Annotated in this window: 23 protein-coding genes; 21 read left to right on the top strand and 2 right to left on the bottom strand. The window is 68.0% G+C overall.

What is annotated here, in order from left to right:
* Positions 1 to 160: 160 nt before the first annotated feature.
* The 14 genes from ACZYZ3_RS08240 to ACZYZ3_RS08175 all read left to right on the top strand — a co-directional run bounded on the left by ACZYZ3_RS08240 (position 161) and on the right by ACZYZ3_RS08175 (position 13929).
* Positions 161 to 1273 (top strand): zinc-dependent metalloprotease, encoded by a 1113-nt coding sequence (locus ACZYZ3_RS08240; RefSeq protein ID WP_463963336.1) that lies wholly within the window; start codon positions 161 to 163, stop codon positions 1271 to 1273.
* Positions 1274 to 1383: 110 nt separating this feature from the next.
* Complete coding sequence (gene tilS, locus ACZYZ3_RS08235) at positions 1384 to 2421, top strand: tRNA lysidine(34) synthetase TilS (RefSeq protein WP_463963420.1); 1038 nt, start codon at positions 1384 to 1386, stop codon at positions 2419 to 2421.
* 29 nt (positions 2422 to 2450) lie between these two features.
* The gene (gene hpt / locus ACZYZ3_RS08230) at positions 2451 to 3002 is read left to right on the top strand and encodes a hypoxanthine phosphoribosyltransferase (protein ID WP_282378583.1); all 552 of its coding nucleotides are present in this window, start codon (positions 2451 to 2453) and stop codon (positions 3000 to 3002) included.
* A gap of 214 nt (positions 3003 to 3216) precedes the next feature.
* Positions 3217 to 5286 (top strand): ATP-dependent zinc metalloprotease FtsH, encoded by a 2070-nt coding sequence (gene ftsH / locus ACZYZ3_RS08225; protein ID WP_463963335.1) that lies wholly within the window; start codon positions 3217 to 3219, stop codon positions 5284 to 5286.
* A 9-nt stretch (positions 5287 to 5295) separates the two neighbouring features.
* The gene (gene folE, locus ACZYZ3_RS08220) at positions 5296 to 5937 is read left to right on the top strand and encodes a GTP cyclohydrolase I FolE (RefSeq protein WP_463963334.1); all 642 of its coding nucleotides are present in this window, start codon (positions 5296 to 5298) and stop codon (positions 5935 to 5937) included.
* 11 nt (positions 5938 to 5948) lie between these two features.
* Positions 5949 to 6893: a dihydropteroate synthase gene (gene folP, locus ACZYZ3_RS08215; protein ID WP_463963333.1), complete on the top strand. Its 945-nt coding sequence runs from the start codon at positions 5949 to 5951 to the stop codon at positions 6891 to 6893.
* A 14-nt stretch (positions 6894 to 6907) separates the two neighbouring features.
* Positions 6908 to 7276 (top strand): dihydroneopterin aldolase, encoded by a 369-nt coding sequence (folB, locus tag ACZYZ3_RS08210; RefSeq protein WP_463963332.1) that lies wholly within the window; start codon positions 6908 to 6910, stop codon positions 7274 to 7276.
* Complete coding sequence (folK, locus tag ACZYZ3_RS08205; protein WP_463963331.1) at positions 7273 to 7800, top strand: 2-amino-4-hydroxy-6-hydroxymethyldihydropteridine diphosphokinase; 528 nt, start codon at positions 7273 to 7275, stop codon at positions 7798 to 7800. The genes folB and folK overlap by 4 nt, the downstream gene beginning before the upstream one ends.
* Positions 7800 to 8321: a DUF3180 domain-containing protein gene (locus ACZYZ3_RS08200; RefSeq protein ID WP_463963419.1), complete on the top strand. Its 522-nt coding sequence runs from the start codon at positions 7800 to 7802 to the stop codon at positions 8319 to 8321. The genes folK and ACZYZ3_RS08200 overlap by 1 nt, the downstream gene beginning before the upstream one ends.
* Entirely contained in the window at positions 8302 to 8814 is a 513-nt protein-coding gene (locus tag ACZYZ3_RS08195) for a PH domain-containing protein (protein ID WP_463963330.1), read from the top strand. The genes ACZYZ3_RS08200 and ACZYZ3_RS08195 overlap by 20 nt, the downstream gene beginning before the upstream one ends.
* Before the next feature lie 36 nt (positions 8815 to 8850).
* Entirely contained in the window at positions 8851 to 10431 is a 1581-nt protein-coding gene (locus ACZYZ3_RS08190) for a PH domain-containing protein (RefSeq protein ID WP_463963329.1), read from the top strand.
* A complete protein-coding gene (locus tag ACZYZ3_RS08185; protein WP_463963328.1) occupies positions 10424 to 11332 on the top strand; it encodes a Rossmann-like and DUF2520 domain-containing protein in 909 nt (302 codons plus the stop codon). Before ACZYZ3_RS08190 ends, ACZYZ3_RS08185 begins: the two co-directional genes overlap by 8 nt.
* 14 nt (positions 11333 to 11346) lie before the next feature.
* Positions 11347 to 12246 carry a pantoate--beta-alanine ligase gene (panC, locus tag ACZYZ3_RS08180; RefSeq protein ID WP_463963327.1) on the top strand — a complete coding sequence of 300 codons (900 nt, stop codon included), beginning with the start codon at positions 11347 to 11349 and terminating at the stop codon, positions 12244 to 12246.
* Positions 12247 to 12453: 207 nt separating this feature from the next.
* Positions 12454 to 13929 carry a DHA2 family efflux MFS transporter permease subunit gene (locus ACZYZ3_RS08175; protein WP_463963326.1) on the top strand — a complete coding sequence of 492 codons (1476 nt, stop codon included), beginning with the start codon at positions 12454 to 12456 and terminating at the stop codon, positions 13927 to 13929.
* Positions 13930 to 14022: 93 nt separating this feature from the next.
* Here ACZYZ3_RS08175 and ACZYZ3_RS08170 read toward each other — a convergent pair whose 3' ends face one another.
* The gene (locus ACZYZ3_RS08170) at positions 14023 to 14856 is read right to left on the bottom strand and encodes an alpha/beta fold hydrolase (RefSeq protein ID WP_463963325.1); all 834 of its coding nucleotides are present in this window, start codon (positions 14854 to 14856) and stop codon (positions 14023 to 14025) included.
* A 101-nt stretch (positions 14857 to 14957) separates the two neighbouring features.
* Positions 14958 to 15584 (bottom strand): thymidine kinase, encoded by a 627-nt coding sequence (locus tag ACZYZ3_RS08165; RefSeq protein WP_463963324.1) that lies wholly within the window; start codon positions 15582 to 15584, stop codon positions 14958 to 14960.
* A 125-nt stretch (positions 15585 to 15709) separates the two neighbouring features.
* Here ACZYZ3_RS08165 and lysS point away from each other — a divergent pair, with 125 nt between their 5' ends.
* The 7 genes from lysS to ACZYZ3_RS08130 all read left to right on the top strand — a co-directional run bounded on the left by lysS (position 15710) and on the right by ACZYZ3_RS08130 (position 24020).
* Positions 15710 to 17242 (top strand): lysine--tRNA ligase, encoded by a 1533-nt coding sequence (lysS, locus tag ACZYZ3_RS08160; RefSeq protein WP_463963323.1) that lies wholly within the window; start codon positions 15710 to 15712, stop codon positions 17240 to 17242.
* A 2-nt stretch (positions 17243 to 17244) separates the two neighbouring features.
* Entirely contained in the window at positions 17245 to 17433 is a 189-nt protein-coding gene (locus tag ACZYZ3_RS08155) for a hypothetical protein (RefSeq protein ID WP_463963322.1), read from the top strand.
* A 137-nt stretch (positions 17434 to 17570) separates the two neighbouring features.
* Entirely contained in the window at positions 17571 to 17897 is a 327-nt protein-coding gene (locus tag ACZYZ3_RS08150; RefSeq protein WP_463963321.1) for a histone-like nucleoid-structuring protein Lsr2, read from the top strand.
* A gap of 397 nt (positions 17898 to 18294) precedes the next feature.
* Positions 18295 to 20787, top strand: a complete 2493-nt coding sequence (locus ACZYZ3_RS08145) for an ATP-dependent Clp protease ATP-binding subunit (RefSeq protein WP_463963320.1) — start codon at positions 18295 to 18297, stop codon at positions 20785 to 20787.
* 136 nt (positions 20788 to 20923) lie between these two features.
* Positions 20924 to 23059, top strand: coding sequence for a S9 family peptidase (locus ACZYZ3_RS08140; protein ID WP_463963319.1), 2136 nt, complete (start codon positions 20924 to 20926; stop codon positions 23057 to 23059).
* 82 nt (positions 23060 to 23141) lie between these two features.
* Positions 23142 to 23651, top strand: coding sequence for an amino-acid N-acetyltransferase (locus ACZYZ3_RS08135; protein ID WP_463963318.1), 510 nt, complete (start codon positions 23142 to 23144; stop codon positions 23649 to 23651).
* 120 nt (positions 23652 to 23771) lie between these two features.
* Positions 23772 to 24020 carry a hypothetical protein gene (locus ACZYZ3_RS08130; protein ID WP_463963317.1) on the top strand — a complete coding sequence of 83 codons (249 nt, stop codon included), beginning with the start codon at positions 23772 to 23774 and terminating at the stop codon, positions 24018 to 24020.
* Positions 24021 to 24129: the final 109 nt, after the last annotated feature.

Raw genomic sequence — 24129 nt, 5'->3', positions numbered from 1 at the left:
CAACTTCGAACCGTCGACTGCTCCATAGACGCCCTTTTGGACCCCGAAAACGGCAGTTACGGAGCAGCGGATGGCCTAGACGGCGGCGTTGCGCCCGGCGGCCGTTCGCCGCCCGCCGAATTTAAGGCGCATGTCAGCCCGCTGTGGTCTGATGGAGCCTATGGAGCCCTCTGCCCGCGAGACATCAGCCCAAGCCCAAGCCCTGATCAACTGGGAGCTAGCCGCCTCCACCGCCGCCCGCCTGGCGCCCGCCGGTCCGGTGCTGGGATCGGCGGAGATCGGCGCCGCCGTCGACAACCTGCGGCTGATGGCGGACATCTCCGTGCCCCACGTCCATGACATCACCGGCCTGGAGGCCGCCCGCGACCTGCGCGATTCCTCAGTCCTGGTGGTGGACCGCGCCTCCTGGTCCAAGGCCAACACCCAGAGCTTCGCCGTGATGCTCCAGCCCGCGATGGAAAAGATGCTCGAGAGCCGCAGCGGCACCATCAACCCGGGCACGGCCAGCGTCAGCGGTGCCATCACCGGCAGCCAGCTCGGCGCCATCCTCGCCTTCCTCTCCAGCAAGGTCCTGGGCCAGTACGACCCCTTCTCCGCGCTCGCAGAGAACTCCACCGCCCCCGCCGGCGGCCGCCTGCTCCTCGTGGCGCCGAACATCATCTCGGTCGAGCGTGAAATCAACGTTGAACCCGAAGACTTCCGGCTCTGGGTCTGTCTCCACGAACAGACCCATCGGGTGCAGTTCGCCGCGGCACCCTGGCTGCGGCACCACATGCTGGAGGAGATCGACAGCCTCAGCGGGCAGCTGCTCGGCAACGTCGACTCCCTGATGGAGCGGGCCTCGGCTGCCGCAAAATCGCTCAAGGACCGCAGCGCGTCCGCCCCCAGCCGGGGCGCCATCCTCGACCTGCTGCAGAACCCCGAGGAAAAGGCCGCGATCTCGCGCCTGACCGCCCTCATGAGCCTGCTCGAAGGCCACGCCAACGTGGTGATGGACGCCGTCGACTCCAGCATTGTGCCCTCCGTGAAGACCATCCGGCAGCGCTTCAACTCCCGGGCCCAGGACCGCGGCGTGATCGAAAAATTCATCCGCAGCCTGCTCGGACTGGACGCCAAGATGCGCCAATACAGCGACGGCTCCAAGTTTGTCCGCGAAGTCGTGGACGTGGCCGGAATGGAGGGCCTCAACCGGGTCTGGGAGTCCGCTGACCACCTGCCGACCGAGGCCGAAATCCACAATTCCCGGCTCTGGCTCGAGCGGATGGGGCACTAGGTCCCGTGACATCCCGTCCCGTTTCCAGTGGAGAACTTCCCGGCGGAGACCTTCCCAGCGGACGACGCCGGCCCGGCCGGCTGGCGCCCGTCGTCGGCACGGCGCGGAAGCTGCTGCAGGAAACGCTGGCCGGAGCGGGCTACCCGGAACGGATCCTGGTCGCCTGCAGCGGCGGACCCGACTCGCTGGCCCTCGCCGCCGTCGCCGCCCACTTCGCCCGCCGCGGGCACGTCGACGGCCACCCCGTCTCCGTGGGCGCCGCCGTCGTGGACCACCAGCTGCAGCCCGGATCCGCCGAGGTCGCCGCCGCCACCGCCGTGACGCTGCGGGAACTGGGGCTCTCGCCCGTGCAGGTCAGGACCGTCGAGGTTGAATCCACCGGGATGGGGCCGGAGGCGGCTGCCCGGGATGCCCGGCACGCCGCCCTGGAAGCCGCCGCCGACGGCACCGGCGCCCAGGCCATCCTGCTCGGACACACCCTCGATGACCAGGCCGAACAGGTGCTGCTGGGGCTGGCCCGCGGCTCCGGAACCCGTTCCCTGGCGGGCATGCGGCCCGCCCGCGGCCGCCTGCTGCGGCCTTTCCTGGGACTGCGCCGCGCGGATACCCTCGAGATCTGCGAGGTCGAGGGCCTTGACCCCTGGCATGATCCCAGCAACGCGGATCCGGCGTTTGCGAGGTCCCGGACCCGGGTGGAGGTGCTGCCGCTGCTCGAGGAGAAGCTGGGGCCGGGGGTGGCCGAATCGCTCGCGCGGACTGCCGCGATCCTGCAGCTGGACGCCGATTACCTCGAGGACGTGGCCAAGGACACCTTTGTCCGGCTGCGGGAACAGTCCGCCGGCACCATCAGCCTGCCGGAGGAAGCCCTGCGGGAGCTGGCACCGGCCGTAAGGTTCCGGGTTATCGCGAAAGCCGCGGCCGCCGTCGGGGGCCAGCAGCCCAGTTACCAGCGGCTGCTCGCCGCGGAAGCCCTGCTCCGCCGGCAGGGATCGGCGGGTCCTGTGGAGCTCCCCGGCGGCGTCAGTGTCTACCGGCTCTCGCTCGCCGAGCTCCTGGCCGAAGGGCAGTCCGGCCCCGGAGGTGTTCCCCGCGAGGCGGCCCGCTGTGGGAAGCTTGTATTCCGGCCTCAAAAACCGCCCAAAATATAGTTGCCCCCGCATCTACACAGGAGTTATTGGTGGATTCAAACGACGTCCAGGCAGATCTCAAGCACGTTCTGTACTCCAGGGAGCAGATCCAGACACGGATCACCGAACTCGCTGCCCAGATCGACAAGGACTACGAGGGCCGCGACCTGTTGATCGTCGGCGTCCTCAAGGGCGCCGTGATGGTCATGGCCGACCTCGCCCGTGCCCTTCACAGCCACGTTTCCATGGACTGGATGGCCGTGTCGTCCTACGGGTCCGGCACGCAGTCCTCCGGCGTGGTCCGCATCCTCAAGGACCTGGACACGGACCTGATGGGCAAGGATGTCCTGATCGTCGAGGACATCATCGACTCCGGCCTGACCCTGTCCTGGCTCAAGACCAACCTGGAATCCCGCGGCACGGCCTCGGTGGAAATCTGCACCGCGTTCCGCAAGCCCACGGCGGCGAAGGTCCAGATCGACGTCAAGTACGTCGGCTATGACATCCCCAACGAGTTCGTAGTCGGCTACGGCCTGGACTACGCCGAGAAGTACCGCAACCTGGACTTCGTCGGCACCCTGGCACCGCACGTCTACGAGTAGCCCGCGGCCGCTGCGTCCGGCAGGACAGGACCCCGGCGCGGGCCCGGCAGGGGGCCGGTCCCGCGCGGCCCCGCTACGCCCTCAGGGAACTTTTGGACTTCACCGTGCGTGAGCTAAGGCGACGGTGTATAGCTAGACACTGACGCAGCACCACACGCGCGCAGAACGGTCGCCGTGCAGCACTACCAGGAGGGACGGGGCCTGCCCCGAACAGATGAAAGCTAAGAGTTTCTTCAAGGGCCCGGGCATCTGGATTGTCGTTGTTGTTGGCATGCTCCTGCTGGCCTTTGCCACCCTGTCCCCGGCCGGGTCAGCCCGTGTCGACACGGACAAGGGCCTCGCGCTGCTGACCGACAAAGGCGGCAAGGTTGAACAGGCAAAGATCTTCGACGCGGAAAACCGTGTGGACCTGGTCCTGAAGGAAAACTTGCAGGTTGACGGCCAGGACAAGGGCAAGAACATCCAGTTCTACTATGTCAACGCCCGCGCGGACGATGTCGTCAAAGCCGTCACGGACTCCCGCCCGCCGAGCGGCTACACCGACCAGCCGGTCGAGAACAACTGGTTCGCCGGACTGTTCTCCCTCCTGATCCCGGTCCTCCTGCTTGGTGTCCTCTTCTGGTTCCTGCTCTCCCGCATGCAGGGCGGCGGCTCCAAGGTCATGCAGTTCGGCAAGTCCAAGGCCAAGCTGGTCAACAAGGACATGCCCCAGGTCACCTTCAGCGACGTCGCCGGAGCCGACGAAGCCGTCGAGGAACTCGAAGAAATCAAGGAATTCCTGCAGGAACCGGCGAAGTTCCAGGCCGTGGGGGCCAAGATCCCCAAGGGCGTGCTGCTCTACGGCCCTCCCGGCACGGGTAAGACCCTGCTGGCCCGGGCCGTCGCCGGCGAAGCCGGTGTCCCGTTCTTCTCTATCTCCGGTTCCGACTTCGTGGAAATGTTCGTCGGCGTCGGCGCCTCCCGCGTCCGCGACCTGTTCGAGCAGGCCAAGCAGAACGCCCCCGCCATCATCTTCGTGGACGAGATCGACGCCGTCGGCCGCCACCGCGGTGCCGGCATCGGCGGCGGCAATGACGAACGCGAGCAGACCCTCAACCAGCTGCTGGTTGAAATGGACGGCTTCGACGTCAAGACCAACGTCATCCTGATCGCCGCCACCAACCGCCCGGACGTGCTGGACCCGGCCCTGCTGCGCCCGGGCCGTTTCGACCGGCAGATCTCCGTCGAGGCCCCCGACCTGATCGGCCGCGACCAGATCCTGAAGGTCCACGCTAAGGGCAAGCCGATGGCTCCCGGCGTCGACCTGAAGGCCGTGGCCAAGAAGACCCCCGGCTACACCGGCGCGGACCTGGCCAACGTCCTCAATGAGGCCGCCCTGCTGACCGCCCGCTCCAACGCGAACCTGATCGACGACCGCGCCCTCGACGAGGCCATTGACCGCGTGATGGCCGGCCCGCAGAAGCGCAGCCGCGTCATGAAGGAACACGAACGCAAAGTCACCGCTTACCACGAAGGCGGCCACGCCCTCGTAGCCGCGGCGCTGCGGAACTCGGCCCCGGTCACGAAGATCACCATCCTGCCCCGCGGCCGCGCCCTGGGCTACACCATGGTGGTTCCGGAGAACGACAAGTACTCCATCACGCGCAACGAACTGCTCGACCAGATGGCCTACGCCATGGGCGGCCGTGTCGCGGAGGAGCTCGTCTTCCACGACCCGTCCACGGGCGCGTCCAACGACATCGAGAAGGCCACCGGGATCGCCCGCAAGATGGTCACCGAGTTCGGCATGAGCGAACGCGTCGGCGCAGTGCGCCTCGGCCAGGGCGGCGGCGAGCCCTTCCTGGGCCGCGACGCCGGCCACGAGCGCAACTACTCCGACCAGATCGCCTACATCGTCGACGAGGAAGTGCGCCGCCTGATCGAGGGCGCCCACGACGAGGCCTATGCCATCCTGGTTGAGAACCGCGACGTCCTGGACGAGCTGGCGCTCGAGCTGCTGGAACGCGAAACACTGAATCAGGCCGAAATCGCCCAGGTCTTCACGAACATCCGGAAACGTGATTTCCGCGAGATCTGGCTCTCCAAGGAGACCCGCCCGATCCAGGAGATCGGCCCGGTGGAATCCCGCCGCGAGAAGGCCGAACGCGAAGCGCAGGAAGAAGCCAAGAATGCCCGCCTCGAGGAACCGCTGGACACGTTCCCGCCGCACGCCCAGGGTGTCTCCGGACAGGAGCCGTTTAAAGGCGGTGTAACGGACCTCGGGCCCGACGGCCATCCCGGCTAGGCTTCTTTCGTGACTTCTTTCTTCAATGACGACGACGACGCTCCCGCCACCGATCCCCTGGCGGCGGGAGCGCCGGTCCCCGGCACCGTCGTGGACCAGCCCCGCATCCAGGCGGCTGTCCGTGAGATCCTGCTGGCCATCGGCGAGGACCCGGACCGCAGCGGACTGCTGGACACCCCTAGGCGGGTCGCGAAGGCCTACACCGAGATTTTCGCCGGACTCCACCACGATCCGGCTGAAATCCTGGCCACCCAATTCGACCTGGACCACGAGGAACTCGTCCTGGTCAAGGACATTCCGTTCTACTCGACCTGCGAGCACCACCTCGTTCCGTTCCACGGGGTCGCCCACGTGGGCTACATTCCCTCGCACGACGGGAAAGTCACCGGCCTGAGCAAACTTGCCCGGCTCGTGGACATGTTCGCCCGCCGCCCCCAGGTCCAGGAACGCCTCACCACCCAGATCGTCGAAGCCCTCGTCACCCATCTCAAGCCCCGCGGCGCCATCGTCGTCGTCGAATGCGAACACCTCTGCATGTCCATGCGCGGTATCCGCAAGCCCGGCGCAAAGACCGTCACCAGCGCCGTACGCGGGCAGCTCCATGACCCGGCCACCCGTGCCGAGGCCATGAGCCTCATCATCGGAAGGTAAGAACGCAGACCATGGATTCCCTAGCCGCAGCCCCCGGAACCGGACCGGCGACTTCGCCCCTGCCCGTCCTGCGCAAGCCCCGCCCGGCCGCCAAATTCGGGAACCTCCCTACGGACCGGACGCTCGTGATGGGGATCCTGAACGTCACCCCGGACTCCTTCAGCGACGGCGGCAAGCACGCCGCCGCGGACACCGCCATCGCCGCCGGCCTGCGGATGTTCTACGGCGGTGCCGACATCATCGACGTCGGCGGGGAATCCACCCGCCCGGGAGCGGTCGGCGTCGGCGTCGAGGAGGAACAGCGCCGGGTCCTGCCCGTGATCCAGGCGCTGGTGAAGGCCGGGGCCCTCGTCAGCATTGACACCACGCACGCCGCCACCGCCGCAGCGGCGCTGGACGCCGGCGCCGCCATCATCAATGACGTCTCCGGGCTGACCATAGAGCCCGGGATGGCCGAACTGGTGGCCCGCAGCAAAGCCCCCTACATCCTCACGCACCGCCGCGGCAACGCCAGCACCATGGACTCCCTGACCGAGTATGGCAACGTCGCGGAAGACGTGGCCGCGGAGCTCGCCGGCGTCCGCGACAAGCTTTACGCGGCCGGCGTCGCCCCGGAACAGATCATCCTGGACCCGGGTCTGGGCTTCGCCAAGAACGAGGAGCAGAACTGGGAACTGCTCTGCCGCCTCGACGTCCTGCAGGCCCTGGGCCACAGGGTGCTCGTAGCAGCCTCCCGCAAGCGGTTCCTGGGCAGCCTCCTGACCGTGGCCGGCAAGGCCGCCCCGCCGGCCGAACGCGACGCCGCCACCGCCGCCGTCACCGCCATCAGCGCCCACCGGGGCGCCTGGGCGGTCCGCGTGCACGACGTCGGTCCCAGCCTCGACGCCGTCAAGGTCGCCGCCCGCATGACCCCGGCGCATGCGCCAGCTGCGCCGCCCGCCGCCGGCGACAACTGAGCCGGCAGGCCACCATGGACCAGATCACGCTGAGCGGCGTCACCGCCGTCGGCCACCACGGAGTGTTGGACTTCGAGCGGCGCAACGGCCAGCCGTTCGTCGTCGATGCCGTACTGCACCTGGACTTCAGCGCCGCCGCCGCCTCCGACGACGTGCTCGACACCGCGCACTACGGTGAAGTGGCCGAATGCATCCGGGGCTGGATCACGGGGGAGCCGCTGAACCTGATCGAGGCGCTGGCCGTGCGGATCGCCGAGGACGTGCTGGGAAAGTTCCCCGTCGCCGCCGTGGACATCACCGTGCACAAACCCAAGGCCCCGATCGAAGTCGAATTCGGCGACGTGTCCGTCAGCGTCCGGCGGAGCCGGCAGGAACAGCCATGAAGTACACCCGCGCCGTGCTTGCGCTCGGCAGCAACCTGGGGGCGCGCAGCGACACCCTCTCGTCGGCCGTTGCGGACATCGTCGATCCGCCCGAGGTCCGCCTCCTGGCCATCTCGCCGATCGTGCAGACCAAAGCCGTGGGCGGGCCGGCCGGCCAGCCGGACTTCCTCAACATGGTGATCGCCGTGGAGACCACGCTGGCGCCCCTAGAGCTGCTGCAGCACTGCCACGCGGTGGAACAGAAACACCTCCGCGTCCGCGGCGTGCACTGGGGCCCGCGCACCCTCGACGTCGACATCATCACATACGGGGAACTGGCCAGTTCCGATCCCGAGCTGACCCTGCCCCACCCGCGCGCGGCCCAGCGGGCGTTCGTGCTCTACCCGTGGTCGCTCATCGACCCCGGCGCCGAGCTCGACGGCGAACGCGTCGGCGAACTCGCCGCCCGGGCCGCCGACTTCGCCGACCTCGTGCCCTTCGACGGCTTCGAAAACCTCCACGGCGTGGCCGGAGTGGTCGAATGATGAAGCTGACCAGCCCCCTGGTGCTGCTGGCGATCAGCGTGGCCGTGGGAATCCTGGGCTGGCTGGCCGCCCTGCTGAGCACCCGCTACGGGCTGAGCACCCCCGTGCTGCCCCTCACCGGACTCATCACGATGGGCGTGATCATGGTGCTCACCCTCGTGCTGGGCATCCGGGTGCTCCGCTGGCGGAACGGCAAAAAGAAGAAAATGCTCAACCCGATCCTGGCCGCCTTGACCCTCGTCCTCGCCCAGGCCTGTGCCTACACCGGGAGCGTGCTGCTGGGCTGGCATGCCGGGATCTTCCTTGACCAGCTGCGCCTCTGGAACCTGCGCAGTGACCAGAGCATCGCCTGGCAGGCCCTGGCCATGGCCGGCGGCGGCCTGGCCATGATCGGGGTCGGCCTGATGGTGGAACGGTTCTGCCGGATACCGCCCGAGAGCGGGGACGGCGAAACGGCCCCGGGACTCCAGGGCCAGCGCAAACCCAAATCGGAAGGCGAATATGCGTACCGAGGCGATTGACCCCCCGGGCATCACGTGGCTGCGCGTCTCGCCAAAGTACGTCACGGTGCGGCTCGCCAGCTGGGCGCTGGCCAACCTCGTCGTCGTCGGACTGCTGTTCGTTCCCCTGGTCCTGGTGCTCAACGGCTGGTGGGAGAACTTCCCGCTCTGGCTGGCTGTCGCGCTCCCAACCGTGATGCTGGTACTGGCCCTGTGGCGGCTCCTGCTCATTCCCCGCCAGGTGCGTGCCATCGGCTATGCCGAGCGTGAGGATGACCTGCTCATCCGCCGCGGCATCTTCTTCCAGCGCACCCTCGTGGTCCCCTACGGCCGGATGCAGTACGTGGACATCGGCGCCGGACCGGTGGAACGCGGCCTGGGCCTGTGCACGCTGAAACTGCACACCGCCTCCGCCGGCACCAACGCGGAAATCCCGGGCCTGCCCGCCGCGGAGGGCGCACGGCTCCGCGAGCAGCTCTCCGCCCGTGGTGAAGCCCGGCTGGCCGGTCTGTGACGGGCCCGCTGTGAGGCCCTCCGTTAGGGGAACCCAGTGAAGCCGGACGCGGCCCCGGAGGCGTCCGCCGGCGCCGACGCGGGAACCCCCGACGGCGCGTGGCTGCGCGTGCACCCGGCCTCACCGTTCGTGCGCGGCTGGGTGGCGCTGGCCGCCATTGCCTTCTTCTTCTTCCGGGACACCTTCGAGCGGATGCTCCAGGGCGGCCCCCTCGTCGATGAGCAGCTCGCAGGCCGGGCACCGTGGCTGCTGCTCGGCGGCGGCGTGCTGCTGCTGCTCACCGGGCTGGGCTACGTCCTGAGCTGGTACTTCACCCGCTACCAGGTGGCGGGAGGCTATGTCCGGATCAACACCGGCTTCCTCTTCAAACAGCAGCGGCAGGCCCGGCTGGACCGGGTCCAGGCGATCGACATCGTGCAGCCGCTGCTCGCCCGGATCTTCGGGCTGGCGGAGCTCAAATTCGAAGTCGCGGACGCCGGGGAGTCGGCGGTCCGGCTCGCCTACCTCCGCATGGACGAGGCGCGGCAGCTCCGGGCCACGATCCTGGCCCGCGCCGCCGGCGTGGTGCCGGATGCCGCGCGGCCCGGGGCCGTGGCAGCGGAGGCCCCCGAACACGTCGTGCTCACCGTCCCGCCCGGGCGCCTCATCGGGTCCCTGGTGCTGAGCGAGCAGAGCGTGGTCGTCGTCGTCGGCGGTCTGGCCTCCGTGGTGCTCTCCGCCGTCACCGAGAACCGAAGCCTCTATTTGGTCCTGATCCCGGCCGTGCTGGGCATGGTGGCCGCCTACTGGAACTCCATCAACAGGGGATACAACTTCACCGCGGCCGTTTCCCCGGACGGCATCCGGCTGCGCTACGGGCTGCTGGACACCCAGGCGCAGACCCTGCCGCCTGGGCGGATCCAGGCCCTGCGGGTCAGCCAGCCGCCGCTGTGGCGGGTCCTGGGCTGGTACCGGATCCAGGTCAATGTGGCCGGCTACGGCGCCGCGGGAAGCAACGGCGAGGCCTCATCCCGGACCACGCTCCTGCCGGTGGGGACCTTCCCCGACGTGCTCACCATGCTCTCCCTGGTCCTGCCCGACCCGGGCACCCCGGACCCGGTGCGGATCTTCACCGCCGGCGTCGACGGCCGGGCCCCCGCCGTGTCCGCGAAAAGCCCGGCGGGCGTTCCTGCCGGGGCGGCCGGTTCCGGGACCAACGACGGAGGTTTCGTCACCACCCCGCGGCGTGCCCGGCTGCTGGCTCCACTGGGCTGGCGACGCAACGGCTTCACCGCCACCGACACGGCCCTGCTGATCCGCTCGGGCCGCTGGTGGCGGCACCTCGTGGTGGTCCCGCACCAGCGCACCCAGTCATTGGCGCTGGAGCAGGGCCCCCTGGCCCGGCGCTTCCGGGTGGCTGACCTGGTGCTGCACACCACCGCCGGGCCGGTGACCCCGCGGCTGATCCAGACCGGCCTTGACGAGGGCCGCGCACTGCTGGATGCGCAGGCGGCCCGGGCGCGGGCCGCGCGCAAACGCCAGACCAGCGAGCACTGGCTGGACCAGGTCCGCCCGCTCGTGGCTGGGCCCTCCCACACCGAAGAACCCAACAGTCAGGAAGACCGGCAGCATGGCTAAACCAGGACGACTCGGCATCGGAATCATTGGCGCCGGCAAGGTCGGCGCCGTTCTGGGGGCGGCGCTGCGCGGCGCGGAACACGCCATCATCGGCGTCTCCGCGGTCTCGGACGCCAGCCGCGAACGAGCGGAGACCCTGCTTCCGGGTGTCCCGGTGCTGGACGTGCAGGACATCGTCGAGCGCGCCGAACTCGTGCTCCTGGCCGTCCCCGACGACGCCCTCGGCCCGCTCATCGAGGGCCTGGCGAAGCTCGGCGCCTGGCAGCCGGGCCAGCTCGTCGCCCACACCTCCGGCCGCTTCGGCGTTGGGATCCTGCATCCTGTCCGCGCCGCCGGCGCCATCCCGCTGGCGATGCACCCCGCGATGACCTTCACCGGGATGAGCCTGGACCTGACCCGGCTGCTGGACTGCACCTTCGGCGTCACGGCGGACGCCGCGATGCTGCCCATTGCCCAGGCCCTCGTGGTGGAGATGGGCGCGGAACCCGTCGCGATCGCCGAGGCCGACCGCACGCTCTACCACGCGGCCCTCGCGCACGGCTCAAACCACCTCGTCACCCTGGTGGCGCAGGCCTCGCAGCTGCTCCGGGAGGTCGGCGTCGAGGCCCCCGAACGCATGCTGGGACCGCTGCTGCGGGCGACCCTGGAGAACGCGCTCGCCTCGGGCGAGTCGGCTCTCACCGGGCCGGTGGCCCGCGGCGACGTGGGCACCGTTGCCGCGCACGCCGAGGCCCTGCGGGAGCACGACGGCGGCTCGGACGGCGATATTCTGGAGGCGTACCTGGCCATGGCCCGGGCGACCGCCCGCCGGGCAGGACGCCGGGGACTGCTGAAGCCGGAGCAACTCGGCGACATCACGCAGGCGCTCGAGGGCCCGGACCTCGACGGCCCGCAAACCTAAGGAAGGTCCCCAACTTGGCGATCCAACTCGTGACCACGGCTGCCCGGCTCCGGACCGAAAGCGCCCGCCTGCTCCAGGAGAGGGGCGGCTCCTCGCAGGGCCTGGTGCCCACCATGGGCGCCCTGCACGAGGGGCACGCCGAGCTGGCGCGCACCGCCGTCGCACAGAACGACGTGGTGGTGGTGAGCATCTTCGTGAACCCGCTGCAGTTTGGCGAGGCCGTGGACCTGGAACGCTACCCCCGGACCCTGGAGGCGGACCTGGCGCTGCTGGATGCGGTGGGCGTGGACCTGGTGTTCGCTCCGGACGTGGACGAGGTCTACCCCGGCGGGGCACCCCGCGTCCGGATCAGCGCGGGCCCGGTGGCCGAGAAGTGGGAGGGCGCATCCCGACCCGGGCACTTCGACGGCGCCCTGACCGTGGTGGCCAAGCTGCTCCACTACGGGACGCCCGGCGCGGCCGCGGGGCCGGAGCTGCCGGCCTACCGGGCGTACTTCGGCCAGAAGGATGCCCAGCAGCTGGCCCTGGTCCGGCGCATGGTGGCGGACCTGAACTTCCCGGTGGAGATCGTTCCCGTGCCGATCGTGCGCTCCGCGGACGGCCTCGCGCTGTCCAGCCGCAACCGCTTCCTCTCCGCCGAGGAACGCGAGGCGGCGCTGGTTCTCTCGCGCGCGCTGCGGCTGGTCGAGGAGCGGGCCAACGCCCGCCAGCCCCTGGACCTAGAGTCCGCCCGGGCCCTCGTGGAGTCCCAGCCTCTCGTGCACCTGGACTACTTCGAGGTGGTGGATCCCCGCACCCTGGACCCGCTGGCCGAGAACTGCCGGGACACCCCGTTCAGCGGCGAGGCCCTGGCAATCATCGCGGCCACGGTAGGCCCGGTCCGGCTGATCGACAACGTCCCGCTGGATTCCTAGGCCGAACCCCCCACCATAGAAACAACGCGGGGTCAGATACGGCCCATGCCGAGGCCGTCCATGGACCGTATCTGACCCCGCGTTGGATTTCGGGGCGCAGGACATTATCTGCAGCGCCGGGAATTACCGCGTCGGGTCGCCGGTTGGCACCTGATGTAGCGACGACGCTCGCCGACCCCACTTCGAAACTCCCTGAGGGAATCCCCTATGTCTACTGACGTCTCTTCAAAGCCCGCCGGCGATCCCGCGCAGGCCAAGGCCGCCGCGGAGGCCGCCGCCCCGCCGGCAAAGATGTCCCGGGAATCGGTCACCGTCATCGCCACCCTGCTGGTGGCCACCTTCGTGGTGATCCTGAACGAAACCATCATGAACGTCGCGCTGCAGCGCCTGATGGCGGATCTTGGCGTCACCGCCCCCACCGTGCAGTGGCTGTCGACCGGTTTTATGCTCACGATGGCCATCGTGATCCCCACGACCGGCTTCATCTTGCAGCGGCTGTCCACCCGCGCTGCTTTTATGCTGGCCATGGGCCTGTTCTCCGGCGGCACGCTGCTCGCGGCGCTGGCCCCCGGATTTGAAATCCTCCTGCTCGCGCGGATCGTCCAGGCCGCGGGCACGGCCATCATGCTGCCCCTGCTGATGACCACCATCCTCACGCTGGTCCCCGTGTCACGCCGCGGCTTCGTCATGGGAAACGTGAGCATCGCCATCTCGGTGGCGCCGGCCATGGGCCCCACGGTGTCCGGCCTAATCCTCGAGCACTTCTCCTGGCGCTTTATGTTCGTCTTCGTCCTGCCGATCGCGCTGGCCGCGTTCGCCATCGGCGCGCGGTTCCTGACCAACATCGGCGAAAAGGAAAAGACCCCGCTGGACGTCCCGTCCGTGCTGCTGACCGTTCCCGCATTCGGCGGGATCGTCTACGGGCTGAGCCAGATCGGCGGCGGCGAGTCCGGCCCCGGCTCGCCCGCCGTCGTCGCCCTGGCCGTGGGCGCCATTGCCATGGTGGCGTTTGTTCTCCGCCAGCTGCGGCTGCAGAAGTCCGAGGCGCCCCTGCTGGACCTGCGGGCATTCACCTTCCGGATGTTCACGGTGTCCGTGCTGCTGCTCGTCGTGGCCATGATCGCCCTGTTCGGCTCCGTGATCCTCCTGCCCCTGTACCTGCAGGAGGTCCGTGGGCTGACATCGCTGGAAACCGGGCTGACCCTGCTGCCCGGAGGCCTTGCGATGGGCCTGCTGGGCCCGTTTATCGGGCGGCTTTTCGACAAGGTCGGCCCGCTGCCGCTCGCTGTCACCGGCTCGTCCCTGCTCGTGGGGGCACTGTTCCAGTTCTCCCTGCTCGACGCCGGCACCCCGGTCGGGTGGATCATCGCGCTGCACGTGGGCCTCAGCCTGGGGCTGGCCCTGATTTTCACGCCGGCGTACACCACCGGATTGAACCCGCTGCCGCCGCACCTGTATTCCCACGGCTCGGCCATCATGAGTACCCTGCAGCAGGTGGCCGGTGCCGCCGGAACGGCGCTGCTCGTCTCGATCTACGCGGTGGTGTCCGCCGGCGGTGGAATGGTCGCGGGAATGCACGCGGCGTTCCTCACGGCGTCGGCCATCGCCGTCGCCGCCGTCGTCCTGTCCGCGCTGATGCGCAGGACCGCCGCGGCGGACCACCCCGCCCCTGCCCCCCACTAACCCGCTTGAACCAACGCGGGGTCACTTACCGCCCATCCCGAGGCCTCGGATGGGCGGTAAGTGACCCCGCGTTGCTGTGGTGCGGCGTGGTTGTTAGCTGGCGAAGAACTCGCTGAGTTCGGAGATGAGCTTGTCCGGTGCCTTGTTGACGCCGTCGTGGCCCATGCCCGGCAGGATCGTGTAGCTGGAGCCGGAGAGGACATCGTGGATCTGGGCGCAGGCCACACCGAAGTACGCCGGGCTCTTCTCGCCGACAATGATCAGCGTCTCCAGCGGCAGCTCCAGGAACGGCTCGGCCGGCATATCGGCGGCGATGATGGCCTTGATCTCCCGGACCCCCGTCTTCATCAGATCCCGCATCTGCTTGCCGAGCGGGGTGCCGGCGGCCAGCTTGTTCGCCAGCGTCAGCATCGACAGCGGCATCCGGGACAGGGCACTGCCGGTCTCGAGGCCCCGGAGCAGCACGGCGAGGGCGCGGTCGTCGTCGCCGGCCGCCGTCGCCTTTTCATATTCGGCGGTCCAGTCCGCGGTGACGCTGTGGTTCACCGAAACGGCCGGGTCGTACACGGCGAGACGCTCCACCGGCAGGGTGCGGGCGGCGTGCAGCGCCACCGCGCCGCCGAAGCTGTGCCCGAAAACGTCCGTGCTGGAGGTGTGCTTCATCACCGCGTCGAGGTCTTTGATGTCCACGTCGAGGGTGTAGTCCTCCGGCTGGGGCGACGAGGAGCCGCGGCCGCGCCGGTTAAAGGTGTGCACCGGGTGCCCCAGGGCCGCGCTGAGCTTCTGGGCGAAGCGGGTGTAGTCGACGGCAGTCACCATTGAGGCCGCGACGACGACGACGCCCGAGCCTGCCGAGGACAGTTCGGCACCCGTACTGAAAAGCTCGATCGTTCCGCCGTCGGGGGTTCTGATATTCTCGCGGGTCATGGTCAGAGCCTAGCCGAGGCTGCAGCTACGGCGCAGTAGGGTTCCGGGGCGCCGGGTCGTCAGGGGGCCCGCCGCGTCACCAACCGTCGTGGGCAATCCACCTAGCCGCCCAGCCGCCCGCCGGAGACCTCGAGGTAGCAGGAGCCGCACAGCGACTCGTACCAGACGTCCTGGCCGTCGATCGCGACCTGGTCGCCGTCGAAGACCACCTGGTCTCCGACCCGGCGGGTGTTGAAGATGGCCTTGCGGCCGCATCGGCAGATGGTCTTGAGTTCCTCGAGGGTGTGCGCGATTTCCAGGAGCCGCAGCGATCCCGGGAACGCCCGGGTGCGGAAGTCCGTGCGGATGCCGTAGGCCAGCACCGGAACGTTGTCCAGGACGGCGATCCGGAACAGGTCGTCCACCTGGGCCGGTTCGAGGAACTGCGCCTCGTCCACCAGCAGGCAGGCCACCGGCTGGGTGTCCACGTGCTCCAGCAGGGCGTCGGGGTCATCCCCGTGGGCCTGGGCGGTGAACAGCCCGCGGGCGGACGCCCCGGCCGGGATCAGGAAGTCCGCCGACCGGGTCATGCCCAGGCGCGACACGACGTCGGCGTCGCCCTTGGTGTCGACGTCCGGTTTGGCCAGCAGGACCCGCTGGCCGCGCTCCTCGTAGTTGAAGGCGGCCTGCAGCAGCCCCGTTGACTTGCCGGAGTTCATTGCGCCGTAGCGGAAGTAGAGCTTGGCCAAGGGGGTCCTTTCGAAGGGTTGCCCGCCGATTGTAAAGGTGCGGCGCTCCGCGGCCCAGCTATTCCGCAACCGCCCCTGGCTGGGAGGGACCGGCCTGGGTGGAATCCCCGGTAAACTTGGGGATTGTGACTTCCCAAAACACCTCCGCCCCGAATACCGCCGCCGATTCCCATGAAGCCAGCGAGCAGACGCGCATCCGCATGGAGAAGCGCGCCAAGCTGATCGAGCGCGGCGTCGAGGCGTATCCGGTCGGTGTTGAGCGCACCCATTCACTGGGTGAGATCCGGGAGAAGTACGCGCACCTCCAGGCCGACGAAACCACCGGCGACGTCGTCGGTGTGACCGGGCGCATCGTTTTCATCCGCAACACCGGCAAGCTCTGCTTCGCCACGCTCCAGGAGGGCGGCGTGGACGGCAAGGCCGTCCGCCTGCAGGTCATGCTGAGCCTGGCCAACATCGGCGAGGAAGCGCTCGCGGACTGGAAGGCCCTCGTGGATCTGGGCGACCACGTCTTCATCAAGGGCGAGGTCATCTCCTCGCGACGCGGAGAGCTCTCCGTTATGGCCGAGTCCTGGTCGATGGCGTCCAAGGCCCTGCGCCCGCTGCCGGTGCTGCACGCCGAGCTCAACGAGGAGACCCGGGTCCGCCAGCGCTACGTGGACCTCATTGTCCGCGACGAAGCCCGCGAAATGGTCTACACCCGGGCCGCGATCACCCGCTCCATCCGCGAGACCCTGCACCGCCAGGGTTACGTCGAGGTGGAAACCCCGATGCTGCAGCTGGTCCACGGCGGCGCCACGGCCCGTCCGTTCGAGACACACATGAACGCGTTCGACCAGAAGATGACACTGCGCATCGCCACCGAGCTGTACCTCAAACGAACCGTTGTCGGCGGGATCGACCGGGTCTACGACATGGGCCGCGTCTTCCGCAATGAAGGCGTCGACTCCACGCACAGCCCGGAATTCACCACCCTGGAAAGCTACGAGGCCTGGGCCGACCAGTTCGTCATGGCGGACCGGATCAAGGAACTCATCCTCGACGCCGCCGACGCCGCCGGAGTGGGCCGCGTCCTGCAGACCGAGGCCGGGGAGATCAACCTTGACGGCGACTGGGCCTGGATGGCGGTCTACCCGGGACTCTCCGAAACCGTGGGCCGGGAAATCACCCCGGAGACCCCGGCGTCGGAACTGCTGGCGCTCGCCGCCAAGCATGAGGTCAAGGTCGACGCCAACTGGGATGCCGAAAAGCTCGTGGTGGAACTCTTCGGCGAACTCGTCGAACCGACGCTGCTGAACCCGACCTTCGTTTACGACTACCCGCCCTCCGCCCAGCCGCTGGCCCGCCAGCACCGCGAGGACGACCGGCTGATCGAAGCATGGGATCTCATCATTGGAGGCATGGAGCGCGGCACGGCGTTCTCCGAACTCATTGACCCGGTGGTCCAGCGCGAACGGCTCACCGAGCAGTCCCGCCGCTCCGCCGCCGGCGACGTGGAGGCCATGCAGCTGGATGAGGACTTCCTGCGGGCCCTGGAGTACGGTGCCCCGCCGATGGGCGGCATCGGTCTGGGCATCGACCGGCTCGTTATGCTCTTCACCGGTGCCGGCATCCGCGAGACCATATTGTTCCCGCTGCTGAAGCCCGAGGGACACTGACCGTGGAGTACGTCGCCGTATTGCTTCCCTCCGTGGTTGTGGGCTTGATTTTCTGGTTCGCGATGAAATCGATTTTCAATGCCGACAAATCCGAACGCCAGGCCGAAGCGCGTGCCCAGGCGGAAGCTGACGAAAATGCCCAGGCGCCCGATACGCTCCGCAACGACGGCCATTCCAGCGACCCGCACTAATAGCGGGCTATTCGACCTTGGGTTTTCCTTCGGAAAGTCCTTATCACTTTGACTCGTTGCCATAAAGCGGAGGATACTTTTAAGCAGATAGATCCTGCTTTTCCTAAATACTCACCCTTTTGGAAAGAGAGTCTTTAATGGCACAGAAAGTAAAGATCATCCTGGTTGATGATCTAGATGGCGGATCCGCGGAGGAGACCGTCCGGTTCGGCCTCGACGGCGTCGGCTACGAAATTGACCTGTCATCGGAAAACGCTGCTCAACTGCGCTCTGCCGTTGAGCGGTTTGTAACCCACGCACGCAAGACCTCAGGCGGCCGCGCTACGCGAACCAAGATTGCCTCCGGCCGGAACCAGGACTCCGCCCAGATCCGGCAATGGGCCCGCGATAACGGCTATGCGGTAAACAGTCGCGGACGCATCCAGGCTGAAATTCAGGAAGCCTACCAAAAGGCGAATTCCTAGCCGTCAAGGCAAAATCCCGCGTCCTGGACACAGCGCCGCCGCGCAAATATCGATGACTTTGCCCCCGCTTTGGTCGGGGGCTTTGTCGTGGGTGGGGTCGGACGCTGGCAGGTCCCCATCGTGTCAGGGGCGCCAGCCGGCCGGACGCCTGGGTTGGGCCCTGATCCGGGCCGGCCCTGCGGCCGGACCGGCCCTGATCCGGATCGGCACCCGCCGTCGGGCCGGCGGCCGCTGCTGCGGGCCAGGCCGGCCGACCTGCCGGAGGTCCGGCGGGCCCGCGGGTGCGTCCCGATGTGACCCGGCGGCGGCGTCCCGGTTTCCCCTGTGGCGAACAAGCCCCAAATCTTCAACCCGGCCACGTAGCATCAAAGTACGTCGTAGCTAGGAGTGTGGCGAAATGTTTGAGCGATTTACGGACCGTGCCCGTCGCGTAGTTGTGCTTGCCCAAGAAGAGGCACGCATGCTGAACCACAATTACATTGGTACCGAACACATCCTCTTGGGTCTGATCCATGAAGGTGAAGGTGTTGCTGCCAAAGCCCTTGAGTCCTTGAGCATTTCGCTCGACGGCGTCCGCGAGCAGGTACAGGAGATCATCGGCCAGGGCCAGCAGGCCCCGTCCGGACACATCCCCTTCACCCCCCGCGCGAAAAAGGTCTTGGAACTCTCGCTCCGCGAGGCCCTGCAGCTGGGACATAACTACATCGGCACGGAGCACATCCTGCTCGGCCTCATCCGCGAGGGTGAAGGTGTTGCCGCCCAGGTGCTGGTCAAGCTCGGTGCGGACCTCAACCGCGTCCGCCAGCAGGTCATCCAGCTGCTCTCGGGCTACCAGGGCAAGGAAACCACTGGGGCCGGTGTTGGCCCGGGCCAGGCCGAAGGCACCCCGGCCGGTTCCGTCGTCCTGGACCAGTTCGGCCGCAACCTGACCCAGGCTGCGCGCGAGAACAAACTGGACCCCGTCATCGGGCGTGAATCCGAAATGGAACGCGTGATGCAGGTCCTGTCGCGCCGCACCAAGAACAACCCCGTGCTGATCGGTGAGCCCGGCGTCGGCAAGACCGCCGTCGTCGAAGGCCTCGCCCAGGCGATTGTCCGCGGCGACGTCCCGGAGACCATCAAGGACAAGCAGCTGTACACGCTGGACCTCGGGTCCCTCGTGGCCGGTTCACGCTACCGCGGTGACTTCGAAGAGCGCCTCAAGAAGGTCCTCAAGGAAATCCGCACCCGCGGCGACATCATCCTCTTCATCGACGAGATCCACACCCTGGTGGGTGCCGGTGCCGCCGAGGGAGCCATTGATGCGGCCTCGATCCTGAAGCCCATGCTGGCCCGCGGCGAGCTCCAGACCATCGGTGCCACCACGCTGGACGAGTACCGCAAGCACATCGAGAAGGACGCCGCGCTGGAGCGCCGTTTCCAGCCGATCCAGGTCAAAGAGCCCTCTGTCGCTCACGCGATCGAGATCCTCAAGGGCCTTCGCGACCGGTACGAGGCGCACCACCGTGTCACCATCACCGACGGCGCCCTGGCCTCGGCAGCGAGCCTTTCCGAGCGCTACATCTCGGACCGCTTCCTGCCGGACAAGGCGATCGACCTGATCGATGAAGCCGGCGCACGGCTGCGCATCCGCCGGATGACGGCCCCACCGGAGCTCAAGATCATGGACGAGAAGATCGCCGCCATGAAGCTGGAGAAGGAATCTGCGATAGACGCGCAGGACTTCGAAGGTGCCGCCTCGCTGCGCGACAAGGAGCAGAAGCTTATTGCCGAGCGTGCCGAGAAGGAACGCCAGTGGAAGACCGGCGGCATGGACGACATCTCCGAAGTTGATGAGGACCTGATCGCCGAAGTTCTGGCGAATTCCACCGGCATCCCGGTCTTCAAGCTGACCGAGGAAGAGTCCTCGCGACTGCTGAAGATGGAAGACGAGCTGCACAAGCGCGTTGTCGGCCAGAACGAGGCGATCAGGTCCCTGTCCCAGGCGATCCGCCGCACCCGTGCAGGTCTGAAGGACCCGAAGCGTCCGGGCGGTTCGTTCATCTTCGCCGGCCCCACCGGCGTCGGCAAGACAGAGCTCGCCAAGGCCCTGGCCGAATTCCTCTTCGGCGAGGAAGACGCCCTGATCACCCTGGACATGTCCGAGTACTCGGAGAAGCACACGGTGTCGCGTCTCTTCGGTGCCCCTCCGGGCTACGTGGGCTACGAGGAAGGCGGACAGCTGACCGAAAAGGTCCGCCGTCGTCCGTTCTCCGTGGTCCTGTTCGATGAAGTGGAGAAGGCGCACGCCGACCTTTTCAACTCGCTGCTGCAGATCCTGGAAGACGGCCGACTGACCGACTCCCAGGGCCGCGTGGTGGACTTCAAGAACACCGTGATCATCATGACCACCAACCTCGGCACCCGGGACATCTCCAAGAGCGTTGCCACCGGTTTCCAGTCCGGCACGGACACGCAGACCGGCTACAACCGGATGCGGGCGCGCGTCACGGAGGAGCTCAAGCAGCACTTCCGTCCCGAGTTCCTGAACCGTGTTGACGACGTTGTGGTCTTCCCGCAGCTGACCCAGGACGAGATCATCGAGATCGTGGACATGTTCGTGGGCCGGCTGGAGAAGCGCCTCAAGGACAAGGACATGGGCATCGAGCTCACGCCCGCGGCCAAGATCCTGCTCGCAACCCGCGGCTACGACCCCGCCATGGGTGCCCGGCCACTGCGCCGGACCATCCAGCGCGAGATCGAGGACCAGCTCTCTGAGAAGATCCTCTTCGGCGAAATCCACGCCGGCGACATTGTTGTAGTGGATGTGGACGGCGAAGGCGACGACGCCAAGTTCACCTTCGCAGGCAACACGAAGCCGCGCATCCCGGAGATCGCTCCGAGCGTCTAGGCATCGGCCCAAAGGCCCCGTCTTCCCGAATGGAAGGCGGGGCCTTCTGCGTCGGCCCCCGGTGCAGTCTGAAAGCAGTGTTTCACTGTCGGTGAAATTACTGTGATCCAGCGCACAGGGGGTGTTAAATCGGTGCATGGCTTCCCCCGATTCAGAGACCCTGGGCGAAAAACCCGAGACACCGTTCCACGACCTGGACCATTACCTGGCGATTCCTAGGGTGGCGGGACTGGCGTTGAGCCCGGACGGCAGGCGGCTCGTCACCACCGTCGCGACGCTGAACGCCAAAGGCACCGAATACGGCACCGCCCTGTGGGAACTCGATCCGGCCGGGCAGAAGCGGGCCCGGCGCATCACGCGCAGCGCCAAGGGCGAGGCTGGCGCCGTGTTTGCTGCCAGCGGCGAGCTGTACTTCACTTCCGCGCGCCCGGACCCGGAAACCCCCGACGCGGATCCGGTCAAAGCCCTGTGGGTGCTGCCCGCGGACGGCGGCGAGGCCCGCGTCGTGCTCACCCGGGCCGGTGGAGTCAGCGCGCTCCTGGCCGCAAGGGACACCGGCGCCCTTTTCGTCAGCGCCGCCGTGCTGGCAGGGTCCACGGATGAGCACGACGACGAGGAACGCCGCACCGCGCGCAAGGACAACAAGGTCGCCGCCATCCTGCACAGCGGCTATCCGGTGCGCTACTGGGACGCCGATCTGGGACCCGCCCAGCCGAGGCTCTTCGCCGTCGAACCCGGCGAGGAACGGGATCCGGGCAAGCCCACCACCGTCGACGCCGCTCCGCCGCTGCAGCTGCGGAACCTGACGCCCGACGCCGGTGCCGGACTTCGCGATGCAGAGTCTGTCGTCAGCCCGGACGGCAAGACCATTTACAGCAGCTTCGCAAAGCCGCTCGCGCGCGCGGATTCACGGTCCGTCCTCGTCGCAATTGACGTCGCCAGCGGCACCCGGACCGTCCTGCTGGACACCGACGGGATGAGCTACTTCCCCGGGCCGGTGAGCCCCGACAACCGCACCCTTGTGGTGCTCAGCGAGAGCGACACCACGCCCGACGCGGCACCGCAGGTCAGGCTGCACCTGCTCGACGTCGCCGGCCCCGCGTCCGCGGCAGTTACGGCAGCCTCCGCCATGCTGACGCCGCTGGCGCACGGCTGGGACCGCTGGCCGCGTCCCGCCGCCTGGCTTCCGGACGGATCAGCCCTGCTCGTGACCGCCGATGAGGACGGGGCCTCGCCGGTCTTCCGGATCAGCGTAAGCGGGGACGACGCCGGCGGCCAGATCACCCGCCTGACCGCCGATACCGCCGCCTACACCGACGTCGTGGCCGCCCCGGACGGCCGCACCGCCTATGCGCTGCGCAGCTCCTACGAATTCCCGCCGGAAGCGGTGCGCATCGACCTCGCAAGCGGTGACACTGTCAGGCTCCCTGCCCCCGCTGAACGCCCGCAGTACCCGGGCTCGCTGGAGCGGGTGGAGACGACGGCGGCAGACGGCACCCGCGTTCCGGCGTACCTCGCGCTCCCTGACGGCGCGTCGGCCGGCAGCCCGGCGCCCCTGCTGCTCTGGATCCATGGCGGTCCGCTGGGTTCCTGGAACGCCTGGACGTGGCGCTGGAACCCCTGGCTCCTCGTGGCGCGGGGCTACGCCGTGCTGCTGCCGGACCCGGCGCTTTCCACCGGGTACGGCCAGCGCCACATCCAGCGCGGCTGGGGCGCGTGGGGCAAGGCCCCGTTCACCGACCTGATGGCCATCACCGACGCCGTGGTGCAGCGGCCGGACATCGACGAGACCCGCACCGCGGCCATGGGCGGTTCCTTCGGCGGCTACATGGCCAACTGGGTGGCCGGCCACACGGACCGGTTCAAGGCGATCGTCACCCACGCCAGCCTCTGGGCCCTGGACCAGTTCGGCCCCACGACGGACGCAGCGCAATACTGGCTCAAGGAGATGACGGCCCAGATGGCGCTGGAGAACTCCCCGCACCTTCACGTGGAGAACATCAGCACCCCCATGCTCGTCGTCCACGGCGACAAGGACTACCGCGTCCCGATCGGCGAAGGCCTGCGCCTCTGGTACGAACTCCTCTCCAGGTCCCTGCTCGCCGCCGACGAGAACGGCGAGACGGAGCACCGGTTCCTCTATTTCCCGGACGAGAACCACTGGATTCTGCAGCCGCAGCATGCCAAGGTCTGGTACGGCGTGGTCGAGCACTTCCTCGCCCGGAACCTGCTGGACAAGGATCTGCCCGTGCCCGCTGAACTGGGCCTCTAGCCCGCTGCCGCCCGGATCGGAGGTTGTGGGTCAGGCGCCATTTTCAAAGGACCAAGGCTTGTGGTCCCCGTAGGATTGGGCTGTGACTGACACAATCCGCATCCGCCCTGCCCGCACGAGCGATGTCGGGGCGATCAAGATGCTTGTGGCGCCGCTGGCCGAGCAGCGGATCCTGATGGCCAAGGAAACCGTGGCCTACTACGAGAGCCTGCAGGAGTTCCGGATCGCAGAGTCGCCGGACGGCGAGGTGATCGGCTGCGGCGCGCTGCACGTCATGTGGGAGGACCTCGCCGAAGTGCGCACCCTCACGGCTTCGGACGCCTGGCGGGGAAAGGGCGTGGGCCATGTGCTCGTTGAGCGCCTGCTGGAGGACGCCAGGGCGCTGGGGGTCTCCCGCGTGTTCTGCCTGACCTTCGAAGTGGACTTCTTCAAAAAGCACGGCTTCGAGGTCATGGCCGACCAGACCGCCGTCGACCCCGTCGTGTATTCGGAGCTGCTGCGCTCGCACGATGAGGGCGTTGCCGAGTTCCTCGACCTGGCCCGCGTGAAGCCCAACACCCTCGGCAACACCCGAATGATCAAAACCCTCTAAGACGGCGGCCGGAGATGCCGCCAGGGCCGGGTCTTCCCATTCATAAATTTGATGGATAAACTGATCCCGGTCCAGGGGGTGGACCACCCGAGATCCGGAGGCAACAAATTGCACGATCGCGTGACGTTTCCAGATTTCTCCGCATTCCAAATGACCATTGCCGGCGGGGCCGGTGCCCGGCACGCCACGGCTCCGGGCGCCCGGGAGGACGCCGCCGAGGGCCAGTCGCCGGAGCATCGCCCGAACCTTGCGTCCGGCCCCGGGCCGGCGCCCGGAACCGATCAGGGGCGGCCCAAGGCGCCGCCGTTCTCCTGGCTTGGCAGCGGCGCCTGGCCGAACTTCCCGCTGTGGGCGGATAAACCACGCTGAGGCGCCGCGGATCCGGGGGGAGCGGCCGTGCGGCCGCACCCCGATTCCGCTCCAGAGGTTGTGAATCCGGAGCCTACCGCTGGAAGGGCCCCCGGTAGTAGGGTCTAAC

The organism is Pseudarthrobacter linnaei, from assembly GCF_055412825.1.
The sequence above is the reverse complement of the archived record's forward strand: the minus strand, read 5'-3'. Positions and strand labels throughout refer to the sequence as shown.